Source organism: Microbacterium oleivorans NBRC 103075 (assembly GCF_001552475.1).
GTDB classification, from domain to species: Bacteria; Actinomycetota; Actinomycetes; order Actinomycetales; family Microbacteriaceae; genus Microbacterium; species Microbacterium oleivorans.
In genome coordinates this window covers 133,702-147,788 of the sequence record NZ_BCRG01000004.1, presented here as the reverse complement: position 1 = coordinate 147,788, position 14,087 = coordinate 133,702, and the positions used below count along the sequence as shown (strand labels likewise).

Here is a 14,087-nt window from a genome sequence, read left to right as displayed (position 1 = left end):
GGACGGGAGAAGCGGGGTCGGGCTTGTTCAGCCCGACCCCGCTCGGCTCAGCCGATCGTCAGGCGACGATCAGTTCTCGTAACCGGCCTGGATGTCGGAGAGCACCGAGTCGGTGTCCTTGCCGTCGATCCAGTCGACCATGCCCTTCCAGAACGAGCCCTGACCCACCGTGGCGGGCATCAGGTCGGATGCGTCGAAGCGGAGGACCGTGGAGTCGTCCTGCAGCGTCGTCATCGCTTCCTTCAGGAACTCGCTCGAGGCGAGGCTGGGGTCGGCCTTCTTGTTGGCCGAGATGACGCCGCCGAGCTTGACGCGGGCGTCAGCGAACTCGGGCGATGCCATGAAGGCCAGGACCTTCTGGGTCGACTCGTCGTCCGAGAAGCCGGCGACGAACTCGCCGCCGCCCTCGATCTGAAGCTCACCCTCGGTGTAGCCGGGCATGATGAACGCGTAGACGTCACCGTCGGGCGCGACCTCGGGGGTGTTGCCGTCCTTGGTCTTCACGTCAAGGAAGTTCGCCGACAGGAACGAAGCCTGGTGGGTGAGGGCGCAGTCGCCGCTCGCCACTGCCGCCGCCACGTCGCCGAACGCCGTCGAGTTGATGCTCTTGACGTCGCCGTAGCCCGCGTTGACGTAGTCCGGGTTCAGCAGGATGTCGCCGACCGCGTCGAACGCCTTCTTGATCTCGGGGTCGGTGAACTTCACATCGCCCGCGACCCACTTGTCGTAGACGTCTGCACCGGACTGGCGGAGGACGAGGTCCTCGACCCAGTCCGTGCCCGGCCAACCGGAGGCCGCCTCGGACGAGAAGCCCGCGCACCAGGCAGGCTTGCCGGTGGTCTCGACGATCTTGTCCGTAAGGGCGATCATCTCGTCCCACGTCTTGGGCGCTTCGACGCCCCACTCAGCGAACTGCTTCGGCGAGTACCAGACGTACCCCTTCAGGTTCGCGAGCATGGGAGCCGCGTAGAAGGTGTCGTCGAACGTGCCGTACTTCTTCCAGTCCGGCGACCAGTTGGCGTCGACCGCAGTCTCCACGTCCTCCGGAGCCTTGAGGACCTTGCCAGTGTCGACAAGGGTCTTCAGGAGACCGGGCTGCGGGACGACCGCGATGTCGGGGGCGTCGCCGCCGGTCACCTTGGTGACGATGTTGCCCTCGAACGACTTGTCGCCGACGTACTCGACCTTGATGCCGGTGTCCTTGGTGAACTGATCGAAGGACTTGTTGAGGGCGTCTGCCTCGCCGCCCGTGATGCCGCCGGAGATGCGGACGGTCTTCTTGGCCTCTCCGCCGCCGCCGTTTCCGGTGCCACCTTCTGCACACCCTGCCAGCATCAATGCGGCTGCGCCGAGAAGGGCGACGGGTGCAAGAAGACGGTATCGCTGTGACAATGCCATGTACTTCTCCTCTTTCGGGATCATCGTCCGCCCAGAGGAGCCTTGGCCGCATCCTTGGGGAACCGATTCCAGGACAACCTACTGTCCGGAACGCCCTCTGCACAACTGCGAAATATCAAGGTTCTGCAACCATTGTCGTTTCGGTTAGGATCAGCGTGGGAGCGGTACCATTCAGCGGTCATGGAACCGGTTCCCTTCGGCCGTTCGAGCGACTACCCTTAGTCCTCGACCGATGGGGACGGCCGAGACCAGGTCGAGGAGGACCGATGAGCACCATCGCCGACGTCGCGCGCGAAGCCGGCGTCTCCAAGGCCACGGCGAGCCGCGCCCTGACCGGCAGCCCTCAGGTCTCCCCCGCCACCCGTGAGCGTGTGAGCGAGGCAGCGCAGCGCCTCGGCTACGTTCCGTCGACGAGCGCCGTGAGCCTGGCCACCGGCCGCACGCGCAATGTGGGCGTCGTGCTGCCGCACGTCAACCGCTGGTTCTTCGCAGAAGTCCTGGAGGGCATTCAGGCAGCCCTCCTCGAACGCGGCCTCGACCTCACGCTCTACGACGCGACGCCCGGGAGCGCGGGCCGCGAGCGGGTCTTCACCGAGTTCCTCGCGCGCAAACGTTTCGACGGGGTCATCGCCGTGGGTCTCGAACCCGCCGCCAGCGAGCTCGAGGCGCTGCTCTCCCTCGACCGCCCCGTCGTCAGTGTCATCGGTACGGAAGACAGGACGAGCCTCGTCGCGCTCGACGACGCGCACGCGGCGGCGCTGGCGACATCCCATCTCGTCTCCCTCGGACACCGGCGCATCGCGTTCCTCGGCGGCACATCCGCGTCCCACTGGCCCCATGTCGAGTCGGCTCGCTACGAGGGGTACGAGCGCGAGATGCGCGAGTCGGGCCTCGCCGAGCATACGACGCGCACCCCCGCCGAGTTGTCGATGCCCGCCGGGTACGAGGCAGCCGTCGACCTGCTCAGCGACCCGTCGAATCGCCCCACCGCGATCGTCGGCGCATGCGACGAGGTCGCGATCGGCGCCATCATCGCCGCGCGCCGCCTCGGCATCCTCGTTCCGTCAGATCTCAGTGTCGTCGGCATCGACGATCACGTGAACGCCGAGATGTTCGCCCTCACGACCCTCCGACAGGTCCCTCGGGAACAGGGCGCGACGGCGGTCGAACTGCTGACTCGCCACTTGGACGACCCGACGCTCGCACCGGTCACCGTCTCGATCCGGCCGCGCCTCGTCGTCCGGAACTCGACCGCTGCCCCGTCGGGAGCGACGCCCGCAGCGGTACGGGACTTCGGGCTCTCGCGCGTCCCGAACGACGCCTGACCATCCCGCGCCGACGCCGTTAACGCCGGAAGGCTCCGGATGCCGTGGCATCCGGAGCCTTCCAGTGAAGGGATTCGCCTTACTTGACGGAAACCGTCGCGCCGGCGGCCTCGAGGGCCTCCTTGGCCTTGTCGGCAGCTTCCTTGTTCGCGCCTTCGAGCACGGCCTTGGGAGCACCGTCGACGACGGCCTTGGCCTCGCCGAGGCCGAGCGAGGTGAGCTCGCGGACGACCTTGATGACCTGGATCTTCTTGTCGCCGGCAGCCTCGAGGATGACGTCGAAGGAGTCCTTCTCCTCAACCTCTTCAGCAGCAGCGCCACCGCCGGCACCGGCGACGGCGACGGGGGCAGCAGCGGTGACGTCGAACTTCTCCTCGAACGCCTTCACGAACTCGCTGAGCTCGACGAGGGTCAGGCCGGCGAACTGCTCGAGCAGCTCCTCGGTGGAAAGCTTCGCCATGATGTATCTCCTAGATAAATGGGGGTTTGTGTAAAAGAGCTCGCTCGTCGCTTACGCGGCGTCAGCGGTCTCCAGCTTTTCGCGAAGCGCGTCGATGGTGGCGGCAGCCTTGCCCATCGTCGCCTTCATCATGCCCGCAGCCTTCGCCAGCAGAACCTCACGGCTCTCGAGCGAGGCGTACTTGTTGACCTCGTCGGCAGTGAGGGCGTTGCCCTCGAAGATGCCGCCCTTGATCACGAGAAGCGGGTTGGCCTTGGCGAAGTCACGAAGAGCCTTGGCAGTGGCGACGAAGTCACCGTGCACGAAAGCAACGGCCGAGGGACCCTTGAGGTCCTCGTCCAGTGCAGTGATCCCCGCGTTGTTCGCGGCGATCTTGGTCAGCGTGTTCTTCACCACGGCGTACTGCGCGTCCTGACGGATGTCGTTGCGCAGCTGCTTGAGCTGGGCAACCGTCAGACCGCGGTACTCGGTCAGCAAGACGGCGTTCGAGTCCTCGAAGTTCTTCGTGAGCTCGGCGACCGATGCATCCTTCTGCGCCATGGTCACTCCTTGATGTGTACGAGACGTCCCGCGGCAGCGGGACATCGACCTCGACGGTCGGGCTGCATGAGAAAAGCTCCGGCGCAAGCGCACGGAGCTTTGAGCCCGGTTTCCCGGAAGTCTGTCGTACACCTGCGTGGGCCTCTGCGATGCAGAGCTTCGATCGTGTGCGCATGCGCACGGCGATGACCGACGGTCTTTGGCTTGTCCCCAGTGTACGTTCCCCCGCGCCGCGCGCCAAATCCCGGCATCCGCAGGTTCAGCGCCCCCGGCGCCGGGCGCGAGGGCGCTGACATCGACGGGCGCTCTCACGCCCCGGCGCCGGACGATTGCGGCGAGGCGTCAGCGGGCGCTGAAGGCGGCGTCGAACGCGGCGGCGGCCGGCTCGTAGGTCGACAACCGGCGGACGAATGCAAGGGCTTCGGGGGCACCGACGAGACGATCCATCCCGGCGTCCTCCCACTCGACAGAGAGCGGTCCCGTGTAGCCGATCGCGTTCAGCATGCGAAATGCGTTCTCCCACGGGACATCGCCATGTCCGGTTGAGATGAAGTCCCAACCTCGTCGCGGATCAGCCCAGGCCAGGTGCGACGACAGCCGCCCGTTCCTGCCATTGCCCAGGCGCTTCTTCGTGTCCTTGCAGTGCACGTGGATGATGCGGTCCTGGAAGTCCCACAGGAACGACACCGGGTCCAGATCCTGCCAGACCATATGACTGGGATCCCAGTTCAGCCCGAATGCCTCGCGATGCCCGATCGCTTCCAGCGCACGATGTGTCGTCCAGTAGTCGTAGGCGATCTCGGAGGGGTGCACCTCGTGAGCGAAGCGCACACCCACCTCATCGAAGACGTCGAGGATCGGATTCCATCGGGCGGCGAAATCCTCGTAGCCGGCATCCACCATGCCCTGAGAGGCGGGCGGGAACATCGCCACGTACTTCCAAATGGACGAGCCGGTGAACCCGGTCACGATCTCCACGCCGAGCTTCGCCGCCATCCGCGCGGTGTCCTTCATCCCCTCGGCGGCACGGCGTCGGACGCCCTCGGCATCACCGTCGCCCCACACCCGGTCGGACAGGATGTCGCGGTGACGCTGGTCGATCGGATCGTCGCACACAGCCTGCCCGCCCAGATGGTTCGCGATCGCGTGCACCTGTAGTCCGTTGCGGTCGAGGATCTCTCGCCGACTGCGAACATAGGCGGCATCGTCCCACCGGGACACGTCGAGGTGGTCGCCCCAACAGGCGATCTCCAGGCCGTCGTAGCCCCATTCCCCCGCCAGGCGCGCCACCTCGTCGAAGGGGAGGTCTGCCCACTGACCAGTGAAGAGAGTAATCGGTCGCGACATTGCGAATCCTTTCTCGGTGCGGGCACGCCCGCGTGTCAATCGTTCGTCTGCACCCAGCGGCTATCGGCCGCGGAGCTGCGTTCCACCGCGTCCAAGACGCGCTGCACGTGGAGACCGTCCGCGAATGACGGGCGGGGAGATGATGCCCCGGCGATCGCCGTCGTGAAGTCGAGGACTTGATGCGAGAAGCCGTGCTCGTATCCGAGCATGTGCCCGGTCGGCCACCACGGCGCGAGGTACGGGTGGTCGTGCTCGGTGACGAGGATGCGACGGAAGCCCAACTCGGTCTCGGGTGCGGTCGCGTCGTAGAACTCGAGCTCGTTGAGCCGCTCGAGGTCGAAGGCCAGCGCTCCGCGCGTACCCGAGACCTCGACACGCAGCGCGTTCTTCCGCCCCGTCCGATAACGGCTCGCCTCGAACGACGCCAGGGCTCCGGAGTTGAGTCGGCCGGTGAAGAACGCCACGTCGTCGACGGTGACCCTCCCGCGCTCGGCGCTCGCGGTGCCCGAGAGTCCGACGCTCTCTCCGAGGAGCGGACGCTCGTCGACCAGGGTCTCGACGATTCCCGAGACGCTGTCGATCGTCTGGCCGGTGATGAACTCAGCCAGGTCGACGGCGTGCGCCCCGATGTCGCCGAGCGATCCCGACCCTGCTTTGGCCCTGTCGAGGCGCCACGTCATCGGGGCCTCCGGATCCATCAGCCAATCCTGCAGATACTCCGCGCGCACCTGACGGACCTCGCCGATGCGGCCGTCCGCCACGAGACTGCGGGCGAAAGTGGCGGCGGGCACCCGACGGTAAGTGAAGCCGACCATGGCCCGGATGCCGCGGGCTTCGGCGCGGGCCGCCGCATCCGTCATCGCCTCGGCCTCGGCGACCGAGTTCGCCAGGGGCTTCTCGCACAGGACGTGCTTGCCCGCCTCGAGCGCGGCGATCGCGATCTCCGCGTGGGTGTCACCCGGGGTGACGATGTCGACGACATCCACATCATCGCGGGCGATCGTCTCCCGCCAGTCTGTGGACGACTCCGCCCACCCCCACTTCGCCGCCGCAGCCGCGGTGGTCGCGTCGTCCCGGCCGGTCACGACCTGCATGACGGGGTCGAGGGGGAGGTCGAAGAATCGGGGCGCGACCCGCCAGCCCTGTGAATGTGCGGCTCCCATGAAGCCATGACCGATCATCGCGACCCGGAGTGTTCCCGTCATGTCGGAGTCCTCTCGAAGAAGATGGGGGCGCCCACGCACCGGGCGCCCCCGTTGATGATCACTCGAACGCGAGATCGATGTACTGCTTCACGTTGTCCTTCGTCACGACCGGCGCGTCGAGGACGATCCGGTTGGGGATGCCGGGGGTCACGATGTCTCCCAGAGTCTTGCTCTGGGCGATGAGGCGAGCGAGGGCGACGCCGTCCGCGGCCTGCGTGGACGGGTAGATGACCGTCGCCTTCAGCACGCTGTCGTCGGCCTCGATGGCCTCCATCGCGGCCTTGCTACCCGCACCGCCCATCATGAAGAACTCGTCGCGGCCGGCGGACGCGACGGCGGCGAGGACACCGATGCCCTGGTCGTCGTCGTGATTCCAGATGGCGTCGATCTTCGGGTTGGCCGAGAGCAGCTGAGATGCCGCCGACTCACCTCCGGCGACAGTGAAGTCGGCCGCGACACGCGCGTTGACCTCGAGTCCGCAGTCCTTGAGCGCGTCGGCGAAGCCCTGCGAGCGATCCTGCGTCAGCGGGAGCGAGTCGATGCCGGCGATCTCGGCGACCACTGCATCGGACTTCCCGTCGAGCTGCTCGCAGACATAGGTGCCGGCTGAGACGCCCATTCCGTAGTTGTCCCCGAGGATCGTCGCACGCGCGGCGAAGGGGCTCGAGAACTCGCGGTCGACGTTGATGACGGGGATACCGGCATCCATCGCCGCGATCGCGGCTTCGGTGAGTGCGGCGCCGTCGGTCGGCAGCAGGACGATGGCGTCGACCTTGTCGTTGACGAACGTCTCGACAGCGGCGATCTGGGCGATGGGGTCGTTCGTGCCCTCTGCCGTCTTGAGCTCTACGTCATCGAAGCTCGCGGCGGCGTCGGCCGCGCCCGAGTTGATCGCGCCGAGCCAGCCGTGGTCGGCGGCGGGCCCGGAGAACCCGATCGTGACCGTGTCCCCGCTCTGCGCGTTCTCCTCGCTGGTGGTGCCCTGCTTCTCGGCGCCGTTCTCGCCTGCCCCGGTCCCCGTGCAGCCGGCCAGCAGGCCGATCGCGGAGAGGGCGGCGACGCCGGTCAGAACGAGGCGCGTCCGCGCCGTCATGCGTGAGCGCATGTCTTCCTCCTTGAATGTGATGCAGCTCTGGTGTGAAGGGCCAGCACACCCTCTGCGTCGGTACGCACACGAGGAGGGTCAGCGCTGACGGGATGAACATAACAGAAGGGATGCTGTAGTGGTCACCTTTTGTTTTCGGCCCGTCATAAGTTCCAGGGGCTTGAGACAAGCGGAATGCGGGCGGTGAGGCGGCTCGAGCGCGACGAGAGCGACGTTCATCCCCGCAAATGCCGCTCGCGGTCCGAGCAGGGCGCATGTTATGTTCACCGCGTGATCAAAGTCGACCATGAATCGTCATTACTTGACATGCGCGGCGTGACGAAGGCATTTGCGGGCGTGCGCGCTCTGCGTGGCGTCGACCTCGAGGTGCGCCCCGCCGAGGTCCACTGCGTCCTCGGCCAAAACGGCGCGGGCAAGTCGACGCTGATCAAGACGATCGCCGGTGTGCACCGCCCTGACGCCGGCGAGATCAGGTGGAACGGCGAGCTGGTCGACATTCCAGACCCCGACGCGGGCCTGGCCCTCGGCATCGCGACGATGTACCAGGAACTCGATGTCGTCGACGGCCTGACCGTCGCAGAGAACATCTTCCTCGGGCATGAACTCTCCCGCGGCGGCTTCACGCGGCGCGGCGAGGCCGCCCGGCGCACGCGCGAGCTGCTGCGTCGGCTCGGCCATGCGTCGCTGTCGCCCCACGCCGAGGTCGGTCAGTTGAGCGCCGCCAACAAGCAGATCGTCGCGATGGCGAGGGCTCTCTCCCACGACGTCAAACTCATCATCATGGACGAACCGTCGGCCGTCCTCGACAGCCACGAAGTGCAGAACCTCTTCGGCGTCGTGCGCGAGCTGACCGCCGCCGGCATCGCCGTCGTCTACATCACGCACCGACTCGAGGAGATCCGCCAGATCGGCGACCGCATCACCGTCCTCAAGGACGGACGCACCACCGCGACGGGTCTGCCCGTCGCGGACACTCCGACACCGGAACTGATCCGACTGATGACGGGGCGCGACGTCGCCAACGTCTTTCCCCCCTCCTCTCCCGTGCGTTCTGGCGCGGAGGTGGTGCTCGACGTCCGAGACCTCTCGCTCCGGGGTGTGTTCGAGGGCGTCTCCTTCGAAGTGCGCGCCGGGGAGGTGGTCGGTCTCGCCGGTCTCGTGGGGTCCGGGCGGTCGGAGATCCTCGAAACGGTCTACGGCGCTCGACGTGCGACCTCCGGGAGCGTGCGCGTCGCCGGCCGTGCACTCCGGCGAGGTTCCGTCGTCGACGCCGTCTCGGCCGGAGTGGGCCTCTCACCCGAGGAACGCAAAAGCCAGGGCCTCGTCCTCGACGAGCCCATCGCTATGAACGTGACCCTGCCGTCGATGACGAGATTCGCCCGCGGCGGCTTCCTCGACTTCCGCAGTGAGCGTGCTGCGGCTCGTGAGCAGATCGAGGCCCTCGAGCTGCGCCCCGCTGATCCCGACCGAGCCGCCCGGACCCTCTCGGGCGGAAACCAGCAGAAGATCCTGCTCGCGCGCTGGCTGATCCACGGCACGCGGGTCCTCCTCCTCGACGAGCCCACTCGCGGGGTGGATGTCGGGGCCCGCGCCGAGATCTACGCACTCATTCGTCGACTGGCCGCCGAAGGAAACGCGGTCGTCGTCGTCTCCAGCGAGATCGAGGAGGTGATCGGCCTGGCGGACACAGTCCTCGTCATCGCCGAAGGCCGCATCCTCTCCACCCTCCCCGCCTCCCAGATCGATGAGCACGGTGTGCTCGACCTCGTCATGAAAGGAACCGCCGCGTGAGCGAGCAGACCACCGCCGGGGCGGACACCCCGCTGAGCCCTACCGACCCACCCCTCACGGCCTCGACCATCACCACCGAGGACACACCCCTCTGGCGACGTGTCCTCTCAGGTTCCGTGGGTCGCAACATGGGCCTCGTCCTCGCGCTCCTCGTTCTGGTGATCGTCGGCGCCGCGTCCGCCCCCGACACCTTCCTCGGGCTCTCGAACATCATGGTGATCCTGCGCCAGGCATCCATCGTGGGTGTCATCAGCGTCGGGATGACCCTCGTGATCATCGCCGGCGGAATCGACCTCTCCGTCGGCTCGGTGCTGGGTCTCGCGTCGGTGGTCGGGGCACTCGCGGCGGTGCAGGACCTCGCTGACCAGACCCACTGGATCGTGATGGTCCTCGTCGCTCTGGCTGTGGGCGTGTTTGCGGGGTTCCTGAACGGGATCGTGATCGCCTACGGCAATGTCGTGGCCTTCATGGCGACTCTCGCGATGCTCGTGGGAGCACGCGGCTTCGCTGAGATCCTCGCGAACCGGCGGACGTTGCAGGTGGGTGGGCAGCGGGAGTTCATCACGTTCATGAACCTCGACATCCTCGGCGTAGACATGCTGATCTGGATCTTCCTGATCGTCTCCGTCCTCGGCTGGATCCTCTTGAATCGCACGACCTTCGGGCGCCGCACCGTCGCGATCGGCGGCAACCGGGAGGCGGCGCGGCTCGCCGGCATCAACGTGAAGCGCCACGTCATGTACCTCTACGCGCTCTCCGGCCTGTGCGCGGGCATCGCCGGTGTCATGATCCTCGGCCGCACGACTGCAGGGGCGTCGGTGAACGGACAGCTCCTCGAGCTCGACGCGATCGCCGCGGTCGTCGTCGGCGGAACGCTGCTGATCGGCGGGCGAGGCACCGTGACGGGCACGGTGTTCGGTGTGCTGATCTTCGCGACGCTCACGAACGTGTTCGTCCAGAACAACCTCTCGTCTTCGGTGCAAGCGGTCGCGAAGGGCGTCATCATCGTGATCGCGGTGCTCCTGCAGCAGAGGTTCTCCCGACCGGCGGGTCGCGCGTCCTGATGAGCCGACGCCCGGACGCCACCGTGGACGGTGTCGTCCGGGCGGCGGTCATAGGACGGCGGTGCAGAATCGACCGACGTCGACGCGTGTGCTCGACCGCATGACCTGGAAGAAGTGACCGATGAGCGATTCCCCCCTTTTGGCCCCCGGCGCCAGTGAGCTCTTCCAACTGCTGCGTGACGGATCGCCTCGCACCCGGGCGGAACTGGCGAAGTCGACGGGCCTGGCCCGGTCGACGATCGCCGCGAGAGTGGACGAGCTCATGCGCATGGGTCTCGTCACCGCAGTAGCCGACAAGGTGTCGACCGGCGGACGGCCACCGTCGCAGTTCGCGCTCAACCCCGCGGCGAAGGTCGTGATCGCCGCGGATCTCGGCGCATCGCACGCGACCGTCGCCATCAGCGACCTCGCCGGAACCGTCCTTGCTGAATCGTCAGAGCGAATCGACATCGCCGACGGGCCGGACGCCGTCCTCGGATGGCTCCTCGACGGGGCGCGACGCCTCCTCGCCGACGTCGGACGCGACGACGCTTCCGTCGCTGCGATCGGGATCGGCGTCCCGGGTCCCGTCGAGCATTCCAGCGGCAGGCCGTCCAACCCGCCGATCATGCCGGGGTGGGACAGGTTCGACATCCCGGGCTGGCTGCAGGAACACATCGCCGTGCCCGTCCTCGTCGACAACGACGTCAACATGATGGCGCTCGGTGAACGCGCCGGGGCATGGCCCTCCGTGGACAACCTGCTGTTCGTGAAGATCGCCACCGGGATCGGCGCCGGACTCGTCTCCGACGGCCATCTCCAGCGGGGGGCGCAGGGCGTCGCCGGTGACATCGGGCACGTCCACGTCGCGCGCGGCGGTGACGTGCCCTGCACCTGCGGCAACCGCGGATGCCTGGAGGCACTCGCGTCGGGCCCGGCGATCGCACGCAACCTGCGGGGAATCGGCGTCGAGGCGCACACCGCGAGCGACGTCGTCGAACTCGTCAAGCGCGGCAACGTGGAAGCCATTCAGGCGGTCCGTCAGGCGGGTCGGGACATCGGCGAGGTGCTCACCACGTGCGTGAGCCTCGTCAACCCGTCCATGATCGCCATCGGAGGCTCGATGGCTCGCGTCGGAGAGCACCTCATCGCGGGCGTGCGAGAGGTCGTCTACGCCCGATCCGCGCCCCTCGCGACAGCGCATCTGTCCATCGTCCAGTCCGCGACCGGCGCGGAGGCCGGCGTCCTCGGCGCGGGCATGCTGGCTGTCGAGCACGCGCTCTCACACGACGTCCTCGCTTCATCCCCGGTACGGGTCTGACCAACCCCGCGAGCGCGCGGCGGGTCGGGGCGGGCGTGCGGGAGGGGCGACTTAGGATCGTCAGGTGACCCCTCAACTCGCTGCCCGGATCGTCGCGGACTCCCGCGACCGGGTCGCGTGGCTGCGGGCACGCTCGCGCGGGATCACCGCCACGGACGTGGCATCGCTCACGAGCGAGCGGTCCATTCCCCGCGCTGCGGAAGCGAAACTCAACGGGTCGGGCTTCAGCGGCAACGCGTACACCGACCACGGCCGGCGCCGCGAGCCTGAGATCGCCGCGTGGGTCGCGGCGACCCACGGCATCCTGCCCTCGTCGGCCCTCTTCCACGCCGAGGTCGAGAAGCGGCACCTCGCGACTCCCGACGGGATCATGGTGGATGCCGCGGGCCGAGTGGTCCTCGCCGAGATCAAGACGACCAACAAGACCTGGAAGTCGATCCCCCGCACCTACATGCGCCAGGTCTGGTGGCAACAGCATGTCCTCGGCGCCGAGCGCACCCTCGTCGTCTGGGAGGAGCACCAGGACTTCGTCCCCCTCCGAGACGAACCGCGCTGCGCCTGGATCGACCGCGACGAGGCCGAGATCGGTTCCCTCGTGCGCCTGGCGACCTCGCTGATCGACGAGCTCTACCACCGCACGACCGGCAACACGCCGCCCCGCCGCCAAGAAGCGGCACCGGCCAGTCGCCGCGAGCAGCTGCGCGAGCGCGACATCTTCCGCGCCCTCGCTCTGGCTGACTGAGCAGTACCTTCCGGCCCGGGTGCGCCCGGACTCGTCCGCGCGCCCGCGCACCGATAGTTGACACGGATCAAGCATCGGCATATAGTTGACTTCGCTCAATCTTTGACGTGCGTCAACCATCTGGAGAAGTACATGACCACCACCGCTCCGACCCGAAATCGGGTGCTGGCCCCCCTGTCGGGCCTCCTCCTCGGCATGTTCGTGTCGATGATCGCCTCGACCGTCGTGTCGACCTCGCTCCCGGTGATCATCCACGATCTGCAGGGTGACCAGGGCGCCTACACCTGGGTCGTCACCGCCACACTCCTCACGACCGCCATCTCGACCCCGATCTGGGGCAAGCTCTCCGACCTGATGGGGCGCAAGGCGCTCTACCAGATCGCGCTCGTGATCTTCGTCCTCGCGACGGCCGCCGCCGGCTTCGCGCAGGACACGACCACCCTCATCGCCTTCCGTGCCGTGCAGGGCATCGGTGCCGGCGGTCTCGCCGCGCTGAGCCAGGTGCTCATGGCCGACATCATCAGTCCTCGCGAGCGCGGGCGCTACATGGGCCTGTTCGGCGCCGTCATGGCCGTGGCCACCGTCGGCGGCCCGCTCCTCGGTGGTGTCATCACCGACGGCTTCGGATGGCGTTGGAACTTCTTCGTCTCCCTGCCCATCGCGGTGCTCGCACTGCTCATGGTGCAGCGGACGATCCCGGCATCCGCCCCGTCGACGCGTCGCGCGAAGATCGACTACCTGGGCATCGTGCTTCTCTCGACCGCGGTCTCGCTCCTGCTGATCTGGGTCACGAACGCCGGTCGGAACTTCGAATGGTGGGGCATGGAGACCATGCTCATGGTGGGCGGCGCGATCCTCGCCGCCGCACTGTTCGTCGTCGTCGAGTTCCGCACCGCGGAGCCCCTCGTGCCGCTGACCCTCTTCCGCGACCGTACGTTCACCCTCGCGGTGATCGCCTCGATCGCCACCGGCATCGCGATGTTCGGCGCGTCTGTCTTCCTCGGTCAGTACATGCAGATGGCGCGGGGAGCGACCCCGACCGAAGCTGGCCTTATGACGATCCCGATGATCGCCGGCCTGCTGCTCTCGTCCGTCGGCGTCGGCGCTCTCATCACGCGCTACGGCCACTGGAAGCCGTACCTCGTCGTTGGCAGCATCCTGCTCACCACCGGCGCCGCTCTCCTGTCGACCATCCACTACGACACCGACTTCTTCCTCGTCTCGGTCTACATGTTCCTGCTCGGAGCAGGTGTCGGCATGACGATGCAGAACCTCGTGCTGGCCGTCCAGAACAGTGCGAAGCCGAGCGAGATCGGCGTCGCCAGCTCAGGCGTCACGTTCTTCCGGAGCCTCGGCGGTACCGTCGGCGTCTCGCTCATGGGCGCAGCCCTCGGCACCCGGGTCGCGGACCTGTTCGGCGACTCGCAGGCTCGGATCGGCGCCGCGCTCGGATCGCTCGGGGCGGAAGGCGCCACCTGGGCGAAGCAGCTGACCTCGGGCACGCTCCCGAAGGTCTCGGCCATGCCCGAAGCGCTGCGAGTGATCGTCGAGGACATCTACGCGCAGGGCATCTCGCACGCGTTCCTCATCGCGGTGCCCTTCGGCATCCTCAGCATCGTCGCGGTCATCTTCCTGCCGAACCGGTCGCTCAGCACGATGACCACCGCCGAGCGTCGGAACGCTTCGGAAGCCGACTTCGCAACCGTGTCGGTTCCCGCCGGGATGGAGTCTCTGACAGCAACGGGAACGGTTCCGGTGGCTGCCTCGGACGCACCCGACGCCGAGGCTGACACGTCCGCTCGTCGATAAG

General features: G+C 67.4%; 12 protein-coding genes. 6 read left to right on the top strand and 6 right to left on the bottom strand.

What is annotated here, in order from left to right; translation table 11 throughout:
* Nucleotides 1-69 precede the first annotated feature (69 nt).
* On the bottom strand, nucleotides 70-1,398 hold the full coding sequence (locus MO1_RS06485; RefSeq protein ID WP_174520558.1) for an ABC transporter substrate-binding protein: 1,329 nt from the start codon (nucleotides 1,396-1,398) through the stop codon (nucleotides 70-72).
* 266 nt (nucleotides 1,399-1,664) lie between these two features.
* Between MO1_RS06485 and MO1_RS06480 the strand changes: the two genes are divergently transcribed.
* The gene (locus MO1_RS06480) at nucleotides 1,665-2,723 is read left to right on the top strand and encodes a LacI family DNA-binding transcriptional regulator (protein WP_060915558.1); all 1,059 of its coding nucleotides are present in this window, start codon (nucleotides 1,665-1,667) and stop codon (nucleotides 2,721-2,723) included.
* 79 nt (nucleotides 2,724-2,802) lie between these two features.
* Here the strand turns inward: MO1_RS06480 and rplL are convergent, their stop codons facing one another.
* The 5 genes from rplL to MO1_RS06455 all read right to left on the bottom strand — a co-directional run bounded on the left by rplL (nucleotide 2,803) and on the right by MO1_RS06455 (nucleotide 7,380).
* Nucleotides 2,803-3,183 (bottom strand): 50S ribosomal protein L7/L12, encoded by a 381-nt coding sequence (gene rplL / locus MO1_RS06475; RefSeq protein ID WP_018186979.1) that lies wholly within the window; start codon nucleotides 3,181-3,183, stop codon nucleotides 2,803-2,805.
* A gap of 51 nt (nucleotides 3,184-3,234) precedes the next feature.
* The gene (gene rplJ, locus MO1_RS06470) at nucleotides 3,235-3,723 is read right to left on the bottom strand and encodes a 50S ribosomal protein L10 (protein ID WP_036310001.1); all 489 of its coding nucleotides are present in this window, start codon (nucleotides 3,721-3,723) and stop codon (nucleotides 3,235-3,237) included.
* Nucleotides 3,724-4,065: 342 nt separating this feature from the next.
* On the bottom strand, nucleotides 4,066-5,070 hold the full coding sequence (locus MO1_RS06465; RefSeq protein ID WP_060915557.1) for a sugar phosphate isomerase/epimerase family protein: 1,005 nt from the start codon (nucleotides 5,068-5,070) through the stop codon (nucleotides 4,066-4,068).
* 35 nt (nucleotides 5,071-5,105) lie between these two features.
* Nucleotides 5,106-6,251 carry a Gfo/Idh/MocA family protein gene (locus MO1_RS06460; protein ID WP_036310688.1) on the bottom strand — a complete coding sequence of 382 codons (1,146 nt, stop codon included), beginning with the start codon at nucleotides 6,249-6,251 and terminating at the stop codon, nucleotides 5,106-5,108.
* Between the two features lie 82 nt (nucleotides 6,252-6,333).
* Nucleotides 6,334-7,380, bottom strand: a complete 1,047-nt coding sequence (locus MO1_RS06455) for a substrate-binding domain-containing protein (RefSeq protein WP_036310006.1) — start codon at nucleotides 7,378-7,380, stop codon at nucleotides 6,334-6,336.
* Between the two features lie 315 nt (nucleotides 7,381-7,695).
* On the opposite strand from MO1_RS06455, the gene MO1_RS06450 reads away from it, so the two are divergent.
* The 5 genes from MO1_RS06450 (at nucleotide 7,696) to MO1_RS06430 (ending at nucleotide 14,086) form a co-directional block, all read left to right on the top strand.
* Entirely contained in the window at nucleotides 7,696-9,171 is a 1,476-nt protein-coding gene (locus MO1_RS06450; protein ID WP_036310689.1) for a sugar ABC transporter ATP-binding protein, read from the top strand.
* Nucleotides 9,168-10,235, top strand: a complete 1,068-nt coding sequence (locus tag MO1_RS06445) for an ABC transporter permease (protein ID WP_036310008.1) — start codon at nucleotides 9,168-9,170, stop codon at nucleotides 10,233-10,235. Before MO1_RS06450 ends, MO1_RS06445 begins: the two co-directional genes overlap by 4 nt.
* Before the next feature lie 121 nt (nucleotides 10,236-10,356).
* A complete protein-coding gene (locus MO1_RS06440) occupies nucleotides 10,357-11,535 on the top strand; it encodes an ROK family transcriptional regulator (RefSeq protein ID WP_036310010.1) in 1,179 nt (392 codons plus the stop codon).
* Between the two features lie 64 nt (nucleotides 11,536-11,599).
* Nucleotides 11,600-12,277, top strand: coding sequence for a YqaJ viral recombinase family protein (locus tag MO1_RS06435; protein ID WP_060915556.1), 678 nt, complete (start codon nucleotides 11,600-11,602; stop codon nucleotides 12,275-12,277).
* Nucleotides 12,278-12,409: 132 nt separating this feature from the next.
* Nucleotides 12,410-14,086: an MDR family MFS transporter gene (locus MO1_RS06430; RefSeq protein ID WP_036310013.1), complete on the top strand. Its 1,677-nt coding sequence runs from the start codon at nucleotides 12,410-12,412 to the stop codon at nucleotides 14,084-14,086.
* Nucleotide 14,087 lies beyond the last annotated feature (1 nt).

Coding starts and splice junctions, on each gene's coding strand:
- MO1_RS06465 (WP_060915557.1), bottom strand. CDS start 5,070: ATGTCGCGACCGATTACTCTCTTCACTGGTCAGTGGGCAGACCTCCCC.
- MO1_RS06480 (WP_060915558.1), top strand. CDS start 1,665: ATGAGCACCATCGCCGACGTCGCGCGCGAAGCCGGCGTCTCCAAGGCC.
- MO1_RS06485 (WP_174520558.1), bottom strand. CDS start 1,398: ATGGCATTGTCACAGCGATACCGTCTTCTTGCACCCGTCGCCCTTCTC.
- MO1_RS06440 (WP_036310010.1), top strand. CDS start 10,357: ATGAGCGATTCCCCCCTTTTGGCCCCCGGCGCCAGTGAGCTCTTCCAA.
- MO1_RS06455 (WP_036310006.1), bottom strand. CDS start 7,380: ATGCGCTCACGCATGACGGCGCGGACGCGCCTCGTTCTGACCGGCGTC.
- rplL (WP_018186979.1), bottom strand. CDS start 3,183: ATGGCGAAGCTTTCCACCGAGGAGCTGCTCGAGCAGTTCGCCGGCCTG.
- MO1_RS06460 (WP_036310688.1), bottom strand. CDS start 6,251: ATGATCGGTCATGGCTTCATGGGAGCCGCACATTCACAGGGCTGGCGG.
- MO1_RS06430 (WP_036310013.1), top strand. CDS start 12,410: ATGACCACCACCGCTCCGACCCGAAATCGGGTGCTGGCCCCCCTGTCG.
- rplJ (WP_036310001.1), bottom strand. CDS start 3,723: ATGGCGCAGAAGGATGCATCGGTCGCCGAGCTCACGAAGAACTTCGAG.